The sequence below is a fragment of the Kribbella sp. NPDC048837 genome (assembly GCF_055586945.1).
In genome coordinates this window covers 23,810-43,547 of record NZ_JBVJHF010000018.1, presented here as the reverse complement: position 1 = coordinate 43,547, position 19,738 = coordinate 23,810, and the positions used below count along the sequence as shown (strand labels likewise).

At 69.3% G+C, this 19,738-nt stretch carries 16 protein-coding genes and 1 pseudogene; 9 read left to right on the top strand and 8 right to left on the bottom strand.

The genetic code is table 11. From position 1 onward, the window contains the following. Window positions 1-215: 215 nt before the first annotated feature. A complete protein-coding gene (locus ACZ6O0_RS43425; protein ID WP_465770971.1) occupies window positions 216-3,554 on the bottom strand; it encodes a S8 family serine peptidase in 3,339 nt (1,112 codons plus the stop codon). A gap of 141 nt (window positions 3,555-3,695) precedes the next feature. On the opposite strand from ACZ6O0_RS43425, the gene ACZ6O0_RS43420 reads away from it, so the two are divergent. The 6 genes from ACZ6O0_RS43420 (at window position 3,696) to ACZ6O0_RS43395 (ending at window position 10,763) form a co-directional block, all read left to right on the top strand. After that, window positions 3,696-4,670 (top strand): hypothetical protein, encoded by a 975-nt coding sequence (locus ACZ6O0_RS43420; RefSeq protein ID WP_465770970.1) that lies wholly within the window; start codon window positions 3,696-3,698, stop codon window positions 4,668-4,670. Between the two features lie 127 nt (window positions 4,671-4,797). Then, complete coding sequence (locus tag ACZ6O0_RS43415) at window positions 4,798-5,547, top strand: ABC transporter ATP-binding protein (protein ID WP_465770969.1); 750 nt, start codon at window positions 4,798-4,800, stop codon at window positions 5,545-5,547. Continuing rightward, window positions 5,544-8,201, top strand: coding sequence for an ABC transporter permease (locus tag ACZ6O0_RS43410; RefSeq protein ID WP_465770968.1), 2,658 nt, complete (start codon window positions 5,544-5,546; stop codon window positions 8,199-8,201). The genes ACZ6O0_RS43415 and ACZ6O0_RS43410 overlap by 4 nt, the downstream gene beginning before the upstream one ends. Before the next feature lie 46 nt (window positions 8,202-8,247). Beyond that, complete coding sequence (locus tag ACZ6O0_RS43405) at window positions 8,248-8,859, top strand: hypothetical protein (RefSeq protein WP_465770967.1); 612 nt, start codon at window positions 8,248-8,250, stop codon at window positions 8,857-8,859. A gap of 125 nt (window positions 8,860-8,984) precedes the next feature. Beyond that, window positions 8,985-10,118 carry a glycerophosphodiester phosphodiesterase family protein gene (locus ACZ6O0_RS43400; RefSeq protein ID WP_465770966.1) on the top strand — a complete coding sequence of 378 codons (1,134 nt, stop codon included), beginning with the start codon at window positions 8,985-8,987 and terminating at the stop codon, window positions 10,116-10,118. 15 nt (window positions 10,119-10,133) lie between these two features. Then, on the top strand, window positions 10,134-10,763 hold the full coding sequence (locus ACZ6O0_RS43395) for a PI-PLC domain-containing protein (RefSeq protein WP_465770965.1): 630 nt from the start codon (window positions 10,134-10,136) through the stop codon (window positions 10,761-10,763). Here ACZ6O0_RS43395 and ACZ6O0_RS43390 read toward each other — a convergent pair. Continuing rightward, window positions 10,760-11,851 (bottom strand): carboxylate-amine ligase, encoded by a 1,092-nt coding sequence (locus tag ACZ6O0_RS43390; protein WP_465770964.1) that lies wholly within the window; start codon window positions 11,849-11,851, stop codon window positions 10,760-10,762. The genes ACZ6O0_RS43395 and ACZ6O0_RS43390 overlap by 4 nt on opposite strands. Before the next feature lie 17 nt (window positions 11,852-11,868). Between ACZ6O0_RS43390 and ACZ6O0_RS43385 the strand changes: the two genes are divergently transcribed. Beyond that, window positions 11,869-12,606 carry a HipA family kinase gene (locus ACZ6O0_RS43385; RefSeq protein ID WP_465770963.1) on the top strand — a complete coding sequence of 246 codons (738 nt, stop codon included), beginning with the start codon at window positions 11,869-11,871 and terminating at the stop codon, window positions 12,604-12,606. Continuing rightward, window positions 12,603-12,989, top strand: a complete 387-nt coding sequence (locus tag ACZ6O0_RS43380) for a DUF3037 domain-containing protein (RefSeq protein WP_465770962.1) — start codon at window positions 12,603-12,605, stop codon at window positions 12,987-12,989. Before ACZ6O0_RS43385 ends, ACZ6O0_RS43380 begins: the two co-directional genes overlap by 4 nt. Here the strand turns inward: ACZ6O0_RS43380 and pgm are convergent. Next, on the bottom strand, window positions 12,986-14,608 hold the full coding sequence (gene pgm / locus ACZ6O0_RS43375; RefSeq protein WP_465770961.1) for a phosphoglucomutase (alpha-D-glucose-1,6-bisphosphate-dependent): 1,623 nt from the start codon (window positions 14,606-14,608) through the stop codon (window positions 12,986-12,988). The genes ACZ6O0_RS43380 and pgm overlap by 4 nt on opposite strands. A gap of 52 nt (window positions 14,609-14,660) precedes the next feature. After that, the gene (locus tag ACZ6O0_RS43370; RefSeq protein ID WP_465770960.1) at window positions 14,661-16,136 is read right to left on the bottom strand and encodes a fused MFS/spermidine synthase; all 1,476 of its coding nucleotides are present in this window, start codon (window positions 16,134-16,136) and stop codon (window positions 14,661-14,663) included. Between the two features lie 28 nt (window positions 16,137-16,164). On the opposite strand from ACZ6O0_RS43370, the gene ACZ6O0_RS43365 reads away from it, so the two are divergent. Further along, window positions 16,165-16,833 carry a maleylpyruvate isomerase N-terminal domain-containing protein gene (locus ACZ6O0_RS43365; protein WP_465770959.1) on the top strand — a complete coding sequence of 223 codons (669 nt, stop codon included), beginning with the start codon at window positions 16,165-16,167 and terminating at the stop codon, window positions 16,831-16,833. Here ACZ6O0_RS43365 and ACZ6O0_RS43360 read toward each other — a convergent pair. The 4 genes and pseudogenes from ACZ6O0_RS43360 to ACZ6O0_RS43345 form a co-directional block, all read right to left on the bottom strand. Continuing rightward, a complete protein-coding gene (locus ACZ6O0_RS43360; RefSeq protein WP_465770958.1) occupies window positions 16,806-17,180 on the bottom strand; it encodes an MmcQ/YjbR family DNA-binding protein in 375 nt (124 codons plus the stop codon). The two genes, ACZ6O0_RS43365 and ACZ6O0_RS43360, sit on opposite strands and share 28 nt — an antisense overlap. Before the next feature lie 4 nt (window positions 17,181-17,184). Further along, a pseudogene (locus ACZ6O0_RS43355) lies at window positions 17,185-17,813 on the bottom strand (response regulator). Window positions 17,814-17,823: 10 nt separating this feature from the next. After that, window positions 17,824-19,026, bottom strand: a complete 1,203-nt coding sequence (locus ACZ6O0_RS43350) for a sensor histidine kinase (protein ID WP_465770957.1) — start codon at window positions 19,024-19,026, stop codon at window positions 17,824-17,826. Window positions 19,027-19,040: 14 nt separating this feature from the next. Continuing rightward, window positions 19,041-19,688: a hypothetical protein gene (locus tag ACZ6O0_RS43345; protein WP_465770956.1), complete on the bottom strand. Its 648-nt coding sequence runs from the start codon at window positions 19,686-19,688 to the stop codon at window positions 19,041-19,043. Window positions 19,689-19,738: the final 50 nt, after the last annotated feature.

The following is a 19,738-nucleotide window of genomic DNA, read 5'->3' as shown; positions in this document are numbered from 1 at the left end:
GAGACTTCGAATCGGGTGCTATAGCGTCTTGCTGCCCGAGATCCCTACAGGACAAGGGGTTTGAGCACCCGCTACACTGTTCGAGGTGTCGGGCCGGTGCAAGCCCCGGGTCCCAAAATTAGCCGCTACGAGCGGCCACGCGCCGTGAGGCGCTTCCCGGTCCGGCACCACATGATCCAGCTGAGAGTGCCCCCGATCGGGGGCACTCCCGCTGTCTAGCGGATTCCGTAGAAACGGGTCAGCGTCTGCGTCACGGACTTGCCGTTGGCATCGGTCAGCTCGACCTTCAGGCTGACGAAGTCGGTGGCCTTGGTGTTGTTGACGAGGGCCACGGCCTTGGTGCCGAGGTTGACCACCGGGACCCGGGTCCAGGTGGTCCCGTCGTCGTACGACGTCCAGACGCGGGCCGCCGTGAAGCGGCCGGGTTTGTACCACTGCCCGGACTCCGCGGTGATGCTGATCGGGTAGAGCGGCACCCGCGGTGCGCGGTCGTTGAGGTCGACGGCCAGGTCGTAGTCGGGGAAGAGCAGCGGCAACGGCTTACCCGCGTCGGCAGCCGAGCTCTTCCACTTCCACCGGGTCTCGACCGTCGACGGTGACTCCCACTTGTAGTCGCCGCGCTGCCAGCGGATCAGGTCGTAGACCAGCTCGAGGTTCGTCGCGGCGGCCGGTACGTCCCACGCTCCCTGGCCGTAGTACCCGTACTCCCCCAGCGACACCCCGTCCGCGAGCAGCTCTGTCCCGCCGAGGTCCAGGAACCCCTGCCGTGAGAAGTGCCCCGGCTCGGTGTCCGCCCAGCTGGCGAAGTTGCTCCAGACCGTGTTCCCCGCCCGCGCCGCCGGCGCGTACTTCAGCCCGGTCGTCTGGTCGGTCACCAACCCCGGCCGCAGCCCCGCCTTGTACCAGCTCTCGCTGTGCCGGCTCCCGGCCTTGTACGCCGTGGCCGTCGACGTCATCAGTGTCGCGAACGGCCAGGCCATCGCGTCCGCATGCCCGACCATCTGCGACACCTTCGTGTCCCGGTCGGCCGTGACCAGGTGCTGCACCCGGGTCGGCGCGGCCACGGTCCCGCGGTCGCCGGTCGGGATCAGGTTGAGGCTCCACGGCCGCCACACGTCGACGTACTCGGAGTAGTTGTAGGCCTTGCCCGGCGTGTAGTACGTCGCGTCGATCGTCGCCAGGTCGCGATCCCGGACCCGATGCGTGGGCTTGCCCGTCACCTGCTGCTCGTGCGTGAACGCGAGGCTGTACAGGTACGGCGCCTTCGCATCGGCCGGTGATCCGAACTGCCATCCCTCGACCACCTCGAAGGTGCCGCGGCGGGCCTTCGGCGTCGTGCCGAGATAGATCGACTTCACCCCGGTGCCGTAGCTGCGGCTCGAGGAGAGGATCCAGTTGTCGACGATCCGGCCGTAGGTGAGGCTGCCGCCCTTCGGCACGCTCGGACGCTGGGTGGTCACCGTCGCCTGGGACGCCGTCCGGGCGTCGTACGTGATCGTGGTGTCCTTGGTCAGCGTGAGTTCCGGGTCGCCGAGGAACGCGTACGAGTCGACGAAGCCGTCCGCGCCGTCATGCGCGATCGTCGCCGCCAGCGAGTACGTGCCCGCCCGGAGGTGCAGCGTCCGGTCCCCACCCTCGAAGCCGACGCGCTGCGCCGCGATGCTGTCGAGGTCGAACACATCGAGCGACGAGATCGACGAGGCGGGCCTGCCGTCGCGGTCGATCAGCCTGAACGTCACGTCGACGTAGTGCGGCTCGAGGTAGAAACCGAGTGGCGTCACCACGGTACGGCCGTCATTGCCCGTAGCAACCACCCGCGCGCTGATCGCGCCGTACAGGCCGTAGTCCAGCGAGGCGGACGGGTCGACGGTCACCGGCAGGTCGGCGGTGCCGCCGGCCGGGACGGTCAGCGAGGTCGCGCCGAAGCCGATGAGTGACGACGGCAACGGCTTCCCGTTGTTGCCACGGGCATCGGTGGCGAAGGTCAGCGTGACCGGCTGCGTCCCGCTGTTGCGGTAGGTGAGCTGCTGGGTGAGCTTGTCCGAGGACGTGTGCGGCCAGGCGAACGTACCGAGGTCGATCGTGCCCGGTCCGGTCACCTGCTGCGTCACTGCCTGCGCGACGTCGAGCTCGCCGGCGCCCTGCTCGTAGATCCCGACCGTGCCGGCCGAGCGCACCGAGTTCTGCAGGGCCGCCTTCAGTTGCTGACCGTTCCAGTCCGGGTGCTGCTGCTTCAGGATCGCCGCCGCGCCGGCCACGTGCGGCGTCGCCATCGATGTACCGCTCATGTCGATGTACGCCGAGTCGCCGCGTCCGCCCGCCCGTGCCGCAGTGATGTCCACACCGGGTGCCGCGATGTCGGGCTTCACCGCGTGGTTGGCCAGCACCGGACCACGACTCGAGAAGTCGGCCGTCGTCTGGGTCGGGTCGGTGGCCGCCACGGTCAGGGCCGATGCCGCACAGCCCGGGCTGCTGATCGCCTCCGCCGGTCCACCGAGGTTGCCGGCAGCAACGACGAAGAGGACACCGGACTCCTTGCTGATCCGGTCGACCGCGGCCGCCATCGGGTCGGTGCAGTCGACGGGTTCCGACGTACCGATGCTCATGCTGATCACGTCGGCGCCCTCGGCAACGGCCCATTCCATGCCGGCGATGATCCAGGAGAGGTCACCGCTGCCGTAGTCGTTCAGGACCTTGCCGGACAACAGTTGCGCGCCGGGCGCGACGCCTTTGTTGCGGCCGTTCGACGCGACGCCACGACCGGCCACGGTCGACGAGGTGTGCGTGCCGTGACCATCGTGGTCGGCGACGTCGGGGCTGTCGGTGAAGTTCTGCTGTGCCTTGACCGCGCCGACCAGGTCGGGGTGCTCGGCGTCGACACCTGAGTCGAGGACGGCGACCGTCGTACCGGTGCCGTCGTACCCGGCCTGCCAGGCCTGCGGGGCACCGACGTACGGGACGCTCTGGTCGAGCGTCTTGTGGACCTTCGCGTCGAGCCAGAGCTTCTGGACATCGCGACCGCCAGAGAGCGATTGCCAGGTTTCCCGGGCGCGGTCTTTGTCCGTCCGCAGCGCGGTGGCTCCGACGGAGGACAGCGTGCGGGTGCGCGTGGATCCGGCGGGCACGGCCTGCTGTGCGGCGCGGGCGGTCGGCTTGTAGGTCGCGATGACGGGGATCTCGTCGGTGGACGCGTCGTCGTACCCCTGCCGGATCAGACCGCTCACGTTGAAGAGCGCCTCATCCACCTTGCCGCTGTTGACCAACCGCGCGGCGCTGTCGGGTACGACGTACAGGTCCTTGCCGACCGTACGAGTCTCATAGCCGCCGTGGGCGGCGTCGGCGGGGACGAACCGCACACTGCTGCGTCCGGAGCCGGCCGGAGCGACCTGCACCTTGTCGCCGGTGAGGAGCGTGACGACCTTCGCACTGTCCACCTGCACCGGCAGTGTGGGCTGGGCGGTGGACACGGGAGGCGCTGCGGTGGCGGGAACAGCGGAGGCTGCGAGGAGGGCAGTCAGCGTCACGCCGATCAAAGCTTGACGGGCCAGATGCATGGGGAGAACCACCTTCGGGACGGATGACGGGTAGTCCATCGCAAAACCGCCAGCGAAGGAGGCGTCCGTGCTGGCAAGATTGCGACAATTCGCCTACCCGCCAGGGCCGGGCCGCCACATCGCCGACTGCTGGGAGGCATCGTGCTCGACGTGCTCGGACTGGATGACTCCGAAGAACTGGCGTACCGCGCCCTCGTCGAGGTGCCGTCGTACGACGCCGCCGAGCTCGCGACCCGGATCAGTTGCCACCCGGTCGAGGCCGCGCGTGCTCTGACCGCCCTGGAGACGCTCGGCCTGGCCGCGAGGTCCAGCGGCGCGACCGATCGGTACGTCGCCTCCCCGCCGTCGGTCGCCCTGGCGGCACTGGCCGTGCAGCGGGAAGAGGAGCTGCGGCGAGCGCAGCGCGAGATCGAGTCGCTCGCCGAGGTCTACCGGGGTACGGACACCGAGCGTTCGGTCAGTGATGTCGTGGATGTGGTCCGCGGCGCCAAGGCGGTCGGCCAGCGGTTCGCCCAGCTGCAGATGTCGGCCCGCGAGGAGGTGCTCGGCTTCGTCCGGGCCGAGATCGCCGTGGTACCGCCGGAGGAGAACAAGGAGGAGGACGCGGCGGTCACCCGGGGAGTGCGCTACCGCGTGGTGATCGAGCGGAGTGCGTTCGAGCGGCCCGGGTTCTTCGCCGCCGCGTCCGACTCGCTGCAGGCCGGTGAGGAGGTCCGGGTGGTGCAGGAGCTTCCGATGCGGCTGCTCATCGTGGACCGCCGGATCGCTCTGGTTCCGCTGCTGTCCGGCTCCGGGGGCAGCATCGGCGCACTGATCGTGCACAGCAGCGGCATGCTCGACGCCCTGCTCGCCCTCTTCGACCGGGTCTGGCGTGACGGCCTCCCCCTCGTCCTGGGCACCAACGGCATGGTCGAAGGCCCGACCGACGGACTGCCCGAGCTCGACGCCCGCATCCTCGGCCTGCTGCTGGCCGGCCTCACCGATCAGGCCGTGGCCAACCAGCTCAACCTCTCCATGCGGACCGTCCAGCGCCGGGTGCGCGCTCTGATGGACCTGGTCGCCGCCGACACCCGCCTGCAGCTGGGTTTCCACGCCGCCCGCCGCGGCTGGATCTGACGCGGTCAGGGTTGATCCGGGGGAAACCCCCTATCGGTCCGGCGCGAACGCGAGCAGACTCGATGGAAGTCGTTGACCGGTCCGCTGGGGTGGTGGGCCGCTGATCAGCCAGGGAGGGCGATCGGCCATGGAGGGGACAGTTGCTGGTGTCATCGAGGTCGTGGACGCGACGGACCTCGTCCGCGTCTACGGCGAAGGGGACACCGCGGTCCGGGCGCTGCGCGGTGTGAGCGTGCAGATCGAGCCCGGACAGCTCACCGCGGTGATGGGACCGTCCGGGTCGGGCAAGTCGACGCTGATGCACATCCTGGCCGGGCTGGACCGCCCGACGTCGGGCTCGGTGAAGATCGACGGTATCGAGATCACGACGCTCGGTGACGACGCGCTGACCAAGCTGCGCCGTCAGCACATCGGCTTCATCTTCCAGTTCTTCAACCTGCTGCCGATGCTCACCGCCCGCGACAACATCCTGCTGCCGCTGACGATCGCCGGGGTGAAGCCGGACCAGGAATTCTTCGACGGCCTGGTCGAACGGGTCGGTCTCGCCGACCGCCTCGAGCACCGGCCGGCCGAGCTGTCCGGCGGCCAGCAACAGCGGGTGGCGATCGCGCGCGCCCTGGTGTCGCGGCCGACCGTGGTGTTCGCCGACGAGCCGACCGGCAACCTGGACTCCCGGACCAGCGGCGAGATCCTGACGCTGATGCGGTCGTCGGTCGAGGAGTACGGCCAGACCACGGTGATGGTGACGCACGACGCCAAGGCCGCCGCGATGGCCGACCGGGTCCTCTACCTGGCCGACGGCGAGATCGTGAAGGAGACCGGCCGGTCCAACCAGCACGAGATCCTGCAGATCATCGACACGCTGGACCTGCAGTGATCCGGTTCGCGTTACAGGGTCTGCTGGCCCGCAAGCTCCGTACGGCGCTGACCGCGATCGGCGTCGTCCTCGGAGTCGCGCTGATCTCGGGGACGTACGTACTGACCGACTCGATCACGTCCGCGTTCGACTCGATCTTCACCGAGAACTACAAGAACACCGACGCGGCGATCACCGGGAAGACCGCGTTCGACGCGGCCGAGGACGGGACCGTCACCGCACCGCCGTTCGACGCGAGCCTGCTCCCGAAGGTCCGCGAGCTGCCCGAGGTCGGCGCGGCCGGTGGCGCGGTCGGCGGCGAGGCGCAGCTGATCGGCAAGGACGGCAAGGCGATCGTCTTCGGCGGCGCCCCGAACCTGGGCTTCAGCGTCGATCCCTCGCTGCCGCAGTTCAACTCGCTGTCGCTCGTGTCGGGGTCCTGGCCGACCGGCGACGAGGTCGTGATCGACACGAAAACCGCCAAGGAGAAGGGATTCGCGGCCGGTGACTCGATCCGGGTCCAGGCGCGGGGACCGGCCCAGGAGATGCGGGTCTCCGGCCTGGTCGAGTTCGGCGCGGTGTCGTCCATCGGCGGCGCGACGCTGGCCGGCTTCGACCTCGGGACCGCGCAGCGGCTGTTCGACAAGACCGGCAAGCTCGACCAGATCCTGATCGCGGCCAAGTCCGGCGTCAGCGACCAGCAGCTGGTCGACGCGGTCCGGCCCATCCTGCCGGAAGCGACACAGGTCCGGACCGCCGACGAACAGGCCAAGGAGGACGCGGCCGGTACGTCGAGCTTCCTGAGCTTCCTGCAGACGTTCCTGCTGGTGTTCGGCGGAATCGCCTTGTTCGTCGGCTCGTTCGTGATCGCGAACTCGCTGTCGATCACGATCGCCCAGCGGACGCGTGAGTTCGCGACCCTGCGCACGCTCGGCGCCTCGCGCCGGCAGCTGCTCGGCACGGTGGTGCTGGAAGCACTCGTCACCGGGTTCGTCGCGTCGGTGGTCGGACTGTTCCTCGGGCTCGCGATCGCGACCGGGCTGTTCAAGCTCTTCGACGCGGTCGGCTTCACGCTGCCGAACAACGGGCTGGTGTTCCGGACCCGGACGATCGTGGTCGCCTTGATCGTCGGCGTCCTGGTCACGGTCATCGCGAGCCTGCGGCCGGCGTGGCGGGCGACGCGCGTACCGCCGATCGCGGCGGTCCGCGAAGGCGCGACCCTGGTGCCCGGGCGGCTGCACCGGTACCGCCCGATCGGCGCGGCACTGCTCGCCGTCGGCGGAATCGCGTTGGTGCTGGTCGGATTGTTCGCCGACGGATTGTCGACAACCACGTTGCTGTCGCTGCTCGGTGCCGGCGTGCTGTTGCTGTTCATCGGCATCGCACTGTTCTCGGCGCGACTCGTCCGCCCGCTGGCGGCGATCTCGGACCCGATCGCGCGCTGGTCGGTCGTCGTACTGACCGCTGTGATCTGGCCGTTCATCCTGCTGCCGCTCTACCTGTTGCGGCGGCTCTTCGGCCGGCATCCCGAATTTCCCCGGGTCCTCCCGGACCGGCCGGCCGTGGCGATCGGCGGGCAGAACAGCAAGCGGGATCCACACCGGACGGCGTCCACCGCGGCCGCGCTGATGATCGGACTGGCCCTGGTCACGCTGGTGGCCACGTTGGGGGCCGGCATCATCAGGCCGTTCGAGCAGGCCGTGGACGGGATCTTCAGCGCCGACTACGCGATCACCGCGCAGAACAACTTCAGCCCGCTGCCCCCGCCGGTCGCCGCGGCGGTCGCGCAGGTGCCGGGCGTCGAACAGGTCACCAGCGTGCGCGGTGGTCAGGCGAAGGCGTTCGACAAGACGATCACGATCACCGCGGTCGACGACGAGGCGCCGGACCTGCTCACCTTCGACTGGCGCTCCGGCTCGCAGGCCTCGCTCGGCGAGCTCGGCGCCGACGGCGCGATCCTCGATGCCGAGTACGCCGACAACCACGGGCTCGTCCAGGGGTCGCGGTTCGCGATGGAGACGGCGACCGGGAAGACGCTGCAACTGCAGGTGAAGGGCATCTTCCGGCCACCGGCGGGTGGCTCGCCGTTCGGGAACGTGACGATCTCGACGGCCACGTTCGACGCGACCAGTTCACAACCGCTGAACCTCTACACCTTCGTGAACATGAGCGGCGGCGTCACCGCCGAGAACACCGCGGCCCTGACCAGTGCGCTGAACTCGTTCCCGAACGCGAAGGCGCAGACGCGGGACGAGTTCAAGAAGGCGCAGACCGACGGCATCAAGAGCATCCTGAACGTGCTCTACGTCCTGCTGGCACTGTCGGTGCTGGTGAGTCTGTTCGGCATCGTCAACACGCTGGTGCTGACCGTCTTCGAGCGGACCCGCGAGCTCGGCATGCTGCGCGCGATCGGTCTGACCCGAGGGCAGGTGAAGCGGATGATCCGGCAGGAGAGCGTGATCACCGCGCTGATCGGCGCGGTGATCGGGATCGTGCTCGGCCTGCTGCTCGCCTCGCTCCTGGCGGCGCGGCTCGACGAGATCTCCTTCACCGTCCCGGTCGCCCAGCTGGTCATCTTCGCCGTCGTGTCGGTCATCGTCGGCATCTTCGCCGCGATCTGGCCGGCCCGGCGGGCAGCCAAACTGAACCCACTCGAAGCGCTGCAGTACGAGTAGTTGTACGCAGGCCTGCTAACCCTGGGCGGTGTTAGCTTCGCTCGCTGTGAAGCGAATCGCCGCCCTCGCCGTAGTCCTCGTGCTCACTGGTTGCTCGACCGTCCAGTCGAAGGACATCCGGACCAGTGGGATGACCGCCAACCTCGTCGTCAGCCTGCCCGAAGGGACCGACGCCGCGGACGTGAGTGCGTCGCTCCGGGTCGGCACACTCACCTTCGTGGAGCTCGGTGACGGTGAGCAGATCACCGCGTCCGGTGGCGGCAAGGACGCGGTACTGCGGCATCACCGGGCCGCCGGTGTCACGAGCTACACCAACGAACTCGACGGTGTGGTCGCGCCGGGAACCGAGATCACGTTCAACCTCAAGCGCGGCGGTGACGACGACTCGGCCCCCGCGTCGACGGTGCGCCTGCCCGAGCGGGTCCGGCTGGTCGCACCCACGGCCGGTACGACGTACTCGCGCCGGCGGCCCATCGTCGTCCGGTTCGAAAGTCAGCCGTCGCAGCTGCCGTCGATCCTCACCTGGGCCGGCCAATGTGTGCAGGAAGGCAGCCTCGACCTCGAACCCGGCCGTACGTCGACCACCATCGCCGCCGGCTCGATCAAGCAGGTGACCGCGGAATCGGAGTCGGCCCGGGAGATCGACTCCGTTCCGTAGCCGGGCGGCGACACGCGGCGGTCACCTGCCGGCCTTGTCTCGGCTACCGTCACGAAGGCCCCGGTATCCCTGCAGCAGCCAGCCTCAGGGGCATCCGCCCAGACCCCTCCGGAAGGAACCCCCCAATGCGACGCCTTCCGCGCGCGCTGCTTCCGTTCGCCCTCGTCGCCGGCCTCCTGCTCCCGGCCGGCCCCGCCGCCGCCAGACGCGGCGACTTCGACCTCCAGGCCCACCGCGGTGGTCTCGGACTCACCGTGGAGAGCACGATCGCGTCGTTCACCCACGGCCTCGAGCTCGGCGTCAGCACGCTGGAGCTCGACGTCCAGATCACCCAGGACGGGTACGCCGTGGTCACGCACGACCGCAAGGTGACCGGCAGCAAGTGCCGCGACACCGCGCCCTACACACCGGGCGACCCGGAGTACCCGTACGTCGGCAAGTTCATCAACACCCTCACTCTCAAGCAGGTCAAGCAGCTGGACTGCGGTTCACTGCCGCAGGCCGGCTTCCCCGGGCAGCAGCCCGACCCGGGTGCCCGGATGCCGGAGCTGCGGGACGTCTTCGCGCTGGTGCATCGCTTCCAGGCGTACGGCGTGAAGCTGAACATCGAGACCAAGGTCGAAGCCGGTGCGCCGTCGGAGACCGCTCCCCGCGAGCAGTTCGTCCAGGTGGTCGTCCGGGAGATCCGCGAGGCCCGGATCGGCCGCCAGGTCACCATCCAGAGCTTCGACTGGGGTTCGCTGATGCGGATGCACCAGGTCGCTCCGGAGCTGCCGCTGGTCGCGCTGACGAACTACGACTTCCTGCAGGTCGGCCAGCCTGGCAAGTCGCCGTGGCTGGGCGGGATCGACATCGACGACTTCGGCGGCGATCTGGTCAAGGCGACCAAGTCGTTCGGTGCGTCCGCGATCTCACCGGTGCACGGCTTCCCGCAGGACGGGAAGGTGACGGATCCGGCGTACAGGCCCTACGTCACCGAGGACATGGTCGAGTCGGCGCACAAGGCCGGGATGAAGGTCGTGCCGTGGACGGTCGACGACCCGGCGACCATGCAGTCGCTGATCGACAAGGGTGTCGACGGGATCATCACCGACTACCCCGATCGGCTGCGCTCCGTCGTGCGGGACAACGGCTTCAAGCTCCCGAAGGCGTACGACGCTCCCGCCGTACGAGCGTTGCCGTCGGCGCACGCGCACAACGACTACGACCACCGGCGGCCGCTGCAGGACGCACTGGACCGTGGGTTCAACAGCGTCTAGGCGGACGTGTGGCTGGTGGACGGTGAGCTGCGAGTCGCGCACGATCTGGACGATGCGCAGCCAGGACGCACGCTGGAGAGCCTGTACCTGAAGCCGCTGGCCGACCGGGTCCGGGAGAACCACGGGCAGGTGTACAAGCACGGTCGGGACTTCCAGCTGCTCATCGACATCAAGAGCGACGGGCCGTCGACGTACGCCGCTGTCGACAAGGCACTGCAGGAGTACCGCGGCATCAGCACGGTGTTCGTCAACGGACGGGTGCTGAAGGGTGCGGTGACGTCGGTGATCAGCGGCAACCGGCCGCTCGACGTACTGAGGGCGCAGAAGCTCCGCTACGCCGGGTACGACGGCCGCCTGAGCGATCTGCAGTCCGGGATGCCGGCGTCGCTGATGCCGCTGGTGAGCGACAACTGGACGAGCGTCTTCTCCTGGAACGGCGTCGGCCCGATGCCGGAGGCGGAGCGGACCAAGCTGCACGACATCGTGGTCTCCGCTCACCACGCCGGCTACCGAGTCCGCTTCTGGGCGACGCCCGACACGCCGGGTGTGGCCCGCGAGGCGCTGTGGGGTGAGCTGGCCGCAGCGGGCGTCGACTACCTGAATACTGACGACCTCCACGGTCTGGAGGACTTCCTCCGCGGCTAAGGCGTCACTTCCGTGAGGGCGAGGACATCCTGGCCCTCACGGAAGGCCTTGCGTTGCTTCACTGCGCCGTTCCCGTCCACCAGTGCGCGCTGGATGCCGTCGTTCACCAACTCCACCGCGTCGAGCTCCTGAAGCGCCGGCTCGACGTGCTGACGCAGTCGCTTCAGGACCTGCGCCATCGACAGTGGCTCGGCCGTGCGGACGTCCAGTCCGTTGCCGGTGAGCCCGTCGCGCGCGGCCAGCCAGTACGCCGCCCGGAGCACCTCCGGCTCGAGCTTCGGGCCTCGGCCGCCGTCGTCGAGCGCCGTCATCACGAGCGCCCGGACCAGCGTGGCTAGCAGCACCGTCTCGTCAATGGTGAGCGGTACGTCGCTGACCCGGACCTCGACCGTCGGCAGATGCTCGGACGGCCGGACATCCCAATAGACCATCCGTTCGTCGATCAACGTGCCTGCCGCCAGGTGCATCGTCACCAGCGCGTCGTAGTGCTCGACCGACTCCAGGTACGGCGGCGGGCCGGCGCACGGCCAGCGTGTCGTCATCAACCAGCGCCAGCTCGCGAATCCGGTGTCCTGTTGCCGGTAGATCGGTGAGTTCGCGGTCAGTGCAAGGAGTGCCGGCAGCCAGGGGCGCAGGTGGTTGCCGACCTTGGTGGCTGTGTCTTTGTCAGGCACGTCCACATGCACGTGACAACCGCACACAGTCTGCTCGCGCACCAGCAACCCCCACTGCTCGGCCAGCTCCTGGTAGCGGGGCTTCTTCGTGATCGCCTGCGCCGCCTCCCCGTGCGGAAGGACGGCGATCGCCAGCAGCCGGGCGCCCTGCTCGGCGGCGGCCTTGGCGAGCTTGGCCCGCATCTCCGCCAGGTGCACACGCAACTCGGTCGAGTTGTCACAGACCGGAGTGTTGATCTCGACCATGGCTCGCGTCAGCTCGAGCTCGACGTCGTGCAGATCCGCCACGACCGCCTGGCTGCGCGGGAGTGGATGACCGGTCGCGGAAACGAGCAGGAACTCTTCCTCGACGCCGAACGAAGGATGTCTCACCCCGAGCCGGTACCCGATCACAAACCCGGTGAGAGCAGACATGCCCTAAGCTCTGCGGCGTGAGTCTGCCGATCGTCACCGCGACCCGCTACGTGCTGCCGTTGCGCGAGGGCGGGTCGCTGCCTGGTGTTGTCGAGGGCAACGATCTCGGCACCTACGTGATCAAGTTCCACGGCGCCGGGCAGGGGCCGAAGGCGCTGGTCGCCGAGGTGATCGTGGGCGAACTGTTCCGCCGCCTCGGCCTGCGGGTGCCGGAGCTGAAGCTGATCCAGCTCGACCCGGCGATCGGCAAGTCCGAGCCGGACTTCGAGATCCAGGAGCTGCTGATCCGCAGCGCCGGCCTGAACCTGGCCGTCGACTTCCTGCCCGGCTCCTTCGGGTACGACGGCTCGGCCGGCAACCCCGGGGACGACGGTATGGCCCGGATCCTCTGGCTGGACGCGTTCGTCGCCAACGTCGACCGGTCCTGGCGGAACACGAACATGCTGGTCTGGCACAAGAACCTCTGGCTGATCGACCACGGAGCCGCGTTGTACTTCCACCACTCCTGGATGTCCGCGGAGAAGTTCGCCGGCCTCCCGTACGACGCGTCGGACCACGTGTTCTCCGTCGCCACCGCCGGCGTACCCGCGCTGGACGAAGAGCTGGCCGCGGCGATCACCCCGGACCTGCTGACCGAGGTGATCGGGCTCGTGCCGGACGAGTGGATCGAGGACGGCGACAGAGAGCGCTATCTCGGCCATCTGACCGCACGCCTGGACGATCGGTCCACCTGGCTGCCAGGAGGTGCGCGATGAGCGCCGACCTGGTGCCCTTCGACTACGTGATCCTGCGGGCCGCGCCGCGGATCCAGCGCGGTGAGTTCGTCAACGTGGGCGCGGTGCTGTACTGCCGGGCCATGGACTTCCTCGGCGCGGCCTGGGACGTGGAGCCGTCACGGCTGAAGGCCCTCGACCCAGCGGTGGACGTGGACGTCGTGTGCGCGTCGCTGGAGCAGATCCGAGCGATCTGCGCCGGTGACCCGGCCGGTGGACCAGCTGCGGCAACCAGGATCGGCGAACGTTTCCGCTGGCTCGCCGCGCCCCGCAGCACCGTCGTACACCCCGGACCGATCCATAGCGGGCTCACCAACGACCCCGCCGCGGATCTGGACCGGTTGCTCGACGCGTTCGTACGTTAGGCAAGCGCTGCCGACACGACCTCGCGGGCCTGCTCGAAGACCTGCTTGAGGTGGTCGGCGCCCTTGAAGGACTCGCCGTAGATCTTGTAGAGGTCCTCCGTGCCGGACGGGCGGGCCGCGAACCAGGCCGACTCGGTGGTGACCTTCAGCCCACCGATCGTCGCGCCGTTGCCCGGTGCACTCGTCAGCCGGTCCACGATCGGCTCACCGGCCAGCTCGGTCGCGGTGACCGCATCCGCGGACAGAGCCGACAGCTTGGCCTTCTGCTCGCGCGTGGCCGGCGCATCCACCCGTGAGTACGCCGATGCGCCGAACCGCTCGACCAGCTTGGCGTGAGCCTGTGACGGCGTCTCACCGGTCACTGCGGTGATCTCACTCGCCAGCAACGCCAGCAGGATGCCGTCCTTGTCCGTCGTCCACACCGTGCCGTCGAACCGCAGGAAGCTCGCCCCGGCCGACTCTTCACCGCCGAAGCCGACCGAGCCGTCGATGAGGCCGGGTACGAACCACTTGAAGCCGACCGGAACCTCCCACAGCCGCCGGCCGAGGTCCGCGACCACCCGGTCGATCAGCGACGACGACACCAGCGTCTTGCCGACGGCGACGTCCGGACCCCACTGGCGGTTGGCGAACAGGTAAGAGATGGCGACGGCCAGGTAGTGGTTCGGGTTCATCAGGCCGGCGTCCGGGGTGACGATGCCGTGCCGGTCCGCGTCCGCGTCGTTGCCGGTGGCCACGTCGTACTTGTCCCGCTGCGCGACCAGCGAGGCCATCGCGTACGGCGAGGAACAGTCCATCCGGATCTTGCCGTCGTGGTCCAGCGTCATGAACGACCAGGCCGGATCGATCCTCGGGTTCACCACGGTCAGGTCGAGGCGGTGCCGCTCGGCGATGGCGGCCCAGTAGTCGACGCTCGCGCCACCCAGCGGGTCCGCACCGATCTTCACACCGGCCGTCCGGATCGCGTCCAGGTTCAGTACGGCGGGGAGGTCGTCGACGTAGTGCCCGACGAAGTCGTACTCCCCCGCGTGCTGACGGGCCTGCTCGAACGGCGTCCGCCGTACCTCCCGGTTGCCGCCGGCGATCAGCTCGTTCGCCCGGGCCGCGATCCAGCCGGTCGCGTCGGAGTCGGCCGGACCACCGTGCGGCGGGTTGTACTTGATGCCGCCGTCACGCGGCGGGTTGTGCGACGGCGTGATCACGATGCCGTCCGCACCGGCGCCGGCACCGCGGTTGAGCCGCAGGATCGCGTGGGACACGGCAGGGGTCGGCGTGAGCCGGTCGGCGCTGTCCACCAGCGTCTGTACACCGTTGCCCGCGAGCACCTCCAGCACGGTGCGCCAGGCCGGCTCGGAGAGGCCGTGGCTGTCCCGGCCGACCAGGAGCGGGCCGGACGTCCCTTCGCCGGCCCGGTACTCACAGATGGCCTGGGTGATGGCCAGGATGTGCGCCTCGTTGAAGGCGCCGTCGAGGCTCGAGCCGCGGTGGCCCGACGTACCGAAGACCACCTTCTGGGCTGGGTTCTGCACGTCCGGGGTGATGTCGTCGTACGCCTTGAGCAGCGCGTCGACGTCGACGAGGTCCTCGGGCTGTGCGGGCTGGCCTGCGCGTGGGTGCATGACCTCATGCAACAAGCCCGCGCCCCAGATCACAACTCCCGGGGCGGGTGTCTCAGCTCTCGTACGGCGTGAGCAGCTGCTCGACCGGTGCGTAGTCGTCGGTGAGGACCGGCGCGTCGCCGACGAAGTCGGTCGGCTGGTCCCGGACCTCCATCTTCGGCTCCAGCCGGGAGCCGATCGCCGCCACGTCGATCGGCCGCTCCGAACCGACCAGCACGAAGTTGCCGCCGCTCTGGCCGGCGAACTCGTCCTTCCGTGCGATCACCGCGACGTACGGGAACTCCGCCTGGACGGTCTTGATCTCGGCCTTCGCGAACAGGGCGTCGCCGTGGTCGATCACGTTGACCAGATAGACGCCGTCCGGCCGCAGCACCCGGCGAATGTCGGCGACCAGCTCCCGCGTAGTCAGGTGCCAGGGCACCGACAGCCCGCTGAACGCGTCCATGATGACCAGGTCCCGGCTGTCGGTCACCTCCTCCCGCACTCCGAGCCGCCCGTCCCGGACCGTCACCGCGAGGTCCGGACCGGTCTGCACTCCGAGCTCCCGCCTGTCCAGTGCGACCACCGCCGCGTCGATCTCGTACACCTGGTTCTTGGTCCCCGGTCGGGTTGCGGTCAGGTACCGCGGCATGGTGAGACCGCCGCCGCCGACGTGCAGCGCGTCCAGCCGCCGTCCGTCCGCCCAACTGCTGTTGATCGCGGCCGCGAAGCTCTTGATGTACTCGAACTCCAGATAGGTCGGATCCTTCAGGTCGACGTACGAATGCCGGTGCTCGTCCAGGTACAGCGTCCGTCCACTCTCCCGATTCGGGTCCACGCCGACTCGAGCACAGTGGTACGCCGTCTCCACCTCGCAGGGCCGTGGAGCGACGAGTGTCAGCGTGGCGCCGACCAGTGCGAGCGCCACCGGCTTCACGGCAGCCTGAGCACCCCGCAGTACGACGGTCAGCGCGGCTCCGGTCACCACCAGGACAGCACCGAGCGTGAGCACGATCGTGCTGATCGGTGCGGTCGCGACGAACAGGAACCCGGTCAGCACCGTGCCCACGATCCCGCCGACCGTGGCGTACGCGGACAGCCGGCCGACCACCGTGCCAGTCTCGGCCAGCGTGGACAGGCGCAGCTTGGTCACCATCGGTGTGACGGCGGCCAGCAGTGAGGCCGGTGCGAAGAGGGTCAGTGCGAGGACGAGGAACACCAGATCGTTGGCACTGCCTCTGACCGCGTCACCGGTCCACCGGACGACCGGAAGGATCAGCAGCACCAGTGCGCCTCCGGACAGGATCAGCGGGCCGAGTGTGCGCGTCGGCGGAATCATGTCCGCGAACCGCCCACCGAGGGCGGCCCCGGTCGCGATCGCCGCCAGTGCGACCCCGATGACCGCGGTGTTCGTCTCCAGCGTCAGTCCGATATACGGCGCCACCAGCCGCAACGACACGAGTTCCAGCACCATCACGGCGGCCGAACTGCCGAACGCCAGCGCGATGGCCAGCTTCTGGCCGACCGGCCCACCCTCACCCTTGCTCACCGCGTCACCCTACCGGTGCAATGAAACCGTGACGGATGCCAAGACCAGCGCTGAGCTGTACCACGCGAGCCGGGAGCGAGTGACCGCCGCGGTGCGCGGCCTCAGCCCGGAGGAGCTCGACCAGCAAGTGCCCGCCTGCCCGCAGTGGAGCGTGCACAACCTCGTGTCGCATCTGACCGGTGTCGCGGCGGACTTCGTCGCGGGGAACGTCGCCGGCGCCCCGCGACCGCCGTGGACCGCGGTGCAGGTGGAGACCCGGCGCAATCTGCCGATCGAGGTCGTCCTGGACGAGTGGGCCACGACCGGACCGAAGCTCGAGCAGCTGGTCGTAAGCGGTACGACGTCGCATCCGCTCGTGTGCGACCCGTGGGTGGACACCGGGACGCATGAGGCCGATCTGCACGGCGCGATCGGCAGTGGCCGGCCGCCGACCGAGGTGTGGCTCGCCATCCTCGACTGGATGCTCGACGAGCCGGGCCCGTTGACGATCATCACTCCGGACGGCACGTACTCGGCCGGCTCCGACGGTCCAGGAGCCGTCGCGAGGACCTCGTCGTACGAGCTGTTCCGGGCGATCTTCGGGCGCCGCAGCGCGCAGCAGATCCAGGAGTGGGAGTGGGACACGCCTGACCATGCCGGCACCTGGAGTCTGCACGTCGCCAGGCTGCCTCAGACCTCGGTGCCGTTGACCGACTGATCCAGACGGGCGATCAGGGTCTTCGGAGCGATCTGGCGGAACGCGCTCTCGACCAGGTCCTCGAAGTGCTCCCAGTCGACCTCGACGTCCAGGTAGACGCCGAGCCAGCCGCGATGACCGACGTACGGCGGCCGGAAGAAGTGCTCGGGGTCGTCCTCGACGAGTGACTCCTGCACGCCGGGCGGTGCGGCCATCCATACCGCGAGCCGGTCGTCATGGTGGTGGTCGGCGTACATCACGAACGCCTTCTTGTCCCGCACGAACCAGGTCGGCTCACCGTGACTCGGCCGCTCGGTCGCTTCGGGCATGTCGAGGCACAGGGTGCGCACACGCTCTAAGACATCCACGTGCTCAGTGTCGCGGACCCGGCACGACAACGCCCGCTTCGTAGGCGTAGACGACCGCCTGGGCGCGGTCGCGGAGGTCCAGCTTGGTCAGGATGTTGCTGACATGCGTCTTCACGGTCTGCTCGGCCAGCACGAGCTCCGCGCGATCTGCCGGTTGGACAGTCCCCGCGCGACCAGCCGCAGTACGTCGGTCTCGCGCGGCGTGAGGTGGAGCGGTGCGATCGGTACGACGGGTTGGGCGCGGGCGAAGTCCTCGACCAGACGGCGTGTCACCGAGGGCGCGAGAAGTGCGTCCCCGGCCGCGACGACCCGCACGGCCGCGGCCAGCTCGTTGGGGGTCGAGTGCTTCAGCAGGAAGCCGCTCGCGCCGGCGCGGAGTGCGGCGTACACGTAGTCGTCGAGGTCGAAGGTGGTGAGCATGATGACGCGCGGCGAGTCACCGGCCGCCGTGGCGGCGAGGATGCGGCGGGTCGCGGCGAGACCGTCCAGCACCGGCATACGCACATCCATCAGGATCACGTCCGGGTCCAGCTCGGCCGCGAGTTGGACCGCTTCGGCGCCATCGCCGGCCTGTCCGACCACCTCGAGATCGGCCTGCGCGTCCAGCAACGCACTGAAGCCGGCCCGCACCATCTCCTGGTCGTCAACCACCAGCACGCTGATCGCCACGCGCCACCTCCTCTCCGATCGGTATCGACACCGCCACCAGATAACCGCCTTCCGGGGTCGGACCCGCGTTCACAGTGCCTTCCACCAGGGCCACCCGCTCCCGCATCCCCACCAGCCCGTGTCCACTCCCCTGACCGTCCGATACCGCTTCCCGCGCCACTCCGTTGGCCACCGCCACCTCGAGCGCATCGCCGACAGTCCGAACGTCCACCCGCACCACAGACCCCGGCGCATGCCGGACCGCGTTGCTCAACGCCTCCTGCACAACCCGGTACGCCGTCAGCTCGACAGCGGGATCGAGTCCGGCCGGTAGGTGGGACTCCAGCTCCACGTCAGCTCCGGCTCGGCGCGTGCTGGCAACCAACTCCGCCAGCTCGTCCAATCCCGGCTGCGGTCCCAACGTCGGATGGTGCACGGGCTCGCGCAACAACCGCAGCACCTGGCGCATCTCGGTCAGCGAAGCCCGCGCCGCGTCGGCGATCTCGACGAACTCCGCGCGTACGTCGTCCCGCACGTCGGCCAACCGGTGAGGCGCGCTGTCCGCCCGGACCACCACGACGGACAGGTGGTGGGCGACGACGTCGTGCAGCTCGCGGGCGATCCTGGCTCGCTCCTGCAAGCGCGCCCGTTCGGCTCGCTCGCTCTTGCTGATGTTCTCCTGCTCGACCAGCCGGCGGCCTGTTTCGGCCCGCGACCGCAGCGAGTCACCGACCACCATGGCGATCGCGGACAGCACGGCCGAGGTGAGCAGACCGGGCCAGCTGCCGCGGTCCGGCGCGAGCCCGGTGGCGACGACGCCGACGGCTTGCGTGCCGATCCACCAGGCCAGGAGCTCCCGGCGTCCGAGGCCGCGCGCGGCGACGATGGCGAACACGAACGCGTGACCGAACGCCGCGGTGGTCCCCCACGGCCACGGCTCGCTCGTGCTGACTGGTGTCGTCACCGCGGCGGTGATCGCGGTGGTCGCCAGCGAGACGACCAGCGCGATCCGCGGCCGTAGCCACGCCAGCCCCAGCGCGAGGGCCCGGGCCATCGCCAGCGCGAGCACGCCGGCGAGCGAGACGTAGTAGTGCTGGCTCAGGTCCATGACGGTCAGCACCAGCAACGCGGCGACCCCGAGCCCGGCGACCCACGCCCACCGTCCGCGCGGCCATCCGCTGATCTGCTCTCCGGTCACGGTTGGACCTTAGATCACAGCTGCTGCAGCCAGGACCAGAAGAACATCAGTCCGCCGGTGGCCAGCGTGATTGTTGCCGGGAGCACCCATCGTGGCGTCGCCGTACCGTCGAGGCCGCGGGCCAGCGCCGCGTGCAGCCAGGCGATGCCTCGCAACGCGAGCAGGAAGACCACGATCGCCGGTACCGCGACGGAGGCATGCACGGCCCAGGCGCCCGCCTTGGTCGGACCACCCCACGTGCCCGGCGGGAACGGCCCATCCTCGACGAACCCGTAGAACGGGCCCCGGAGCACCGCCGTCAGCGCCAGCATCACCAGGAACCAACTGATCAGCCCGACGACCGAACTCAGCAGCCCGACCCCGAACACCCGCCCGACTCCGACCCGCGGCTCCCCGACCGCGGCCGGATCCTCGACCTCGACGGGGGCTTGGCCGCCCGCAGGCTGCTCGGCGTGCAACAGCCGTGCCAGTCGCCGCCAGCGCTCGACGGCCGTGTCCTTCTCGTCGACGACCGCGTCGGCCATCGTCAGTACGCCGACCGGCACCAGCAGGACGTCGTACGCGATGGCCCGTCCCCACCGGCGCAGCCGGCCACCGGAACCTCGCTGCCCGGACAGCGGTCGATGCGCCGTCCCCGGGCGGGTGGTGAGCGTGTCCGTCATGGTCTCTCCTCGGTCTCAAGTCCTGAGATCGAGGCTAGGAATCAGCCGCG

Coding starts and splice junctions, on each gene's coding strand:
- ACZ6O0_RS43425 (WP_465770971.1), bottom strand. CDS start 3,554: ATGCATCTGGCCCGTCAAGCTTTGATCGGCGTGACGCTGACTGCCCTC.
- ACZ6O0_RS43400 (WP_465770966.1), top strand. CDS start 8,985: ATGCGACGCCTTCCGCGCGCGCTGCTTCCGTTCGCCCTCGTCGCCGGC.
- ACZ6O0_RS43390 (WP_465770964.1), bottom strand. CDS start 11,851: ATGTCTGCTCTCACCGGGTTTGTGATCGGGTACCGGCTCGGGGTGAGA.
- ACZ6O0_RS43380 (WP_465770962.1), top strand. CDS start 12,603: ATGAGCGCCGACCTGGTGCCCTTCGACTACGTGATCCTGCGGGCCGCG.
- pgm (WP_465770961.1), bottom strand. CDS start 14,608: ATGCACCCACGCGCAGGCCAGCCCGCACAGCCCGAGGACCTCGTCGAC.
- ACZ6O0_RS43345 (WP_465770956.1), bottom strand. CDS start 19,688: ATGACGGACACGCTCACCACCCGCCCGGGGACGGCGCATCGACCGCTG.
- ACZ6O0_RS43415 (WP_465770969.1), top strand. CDS start 4,798: ATGGAGGGGACAGTTGCTGGTGTCATCGAGGTCGTGGACGCGACGGAC.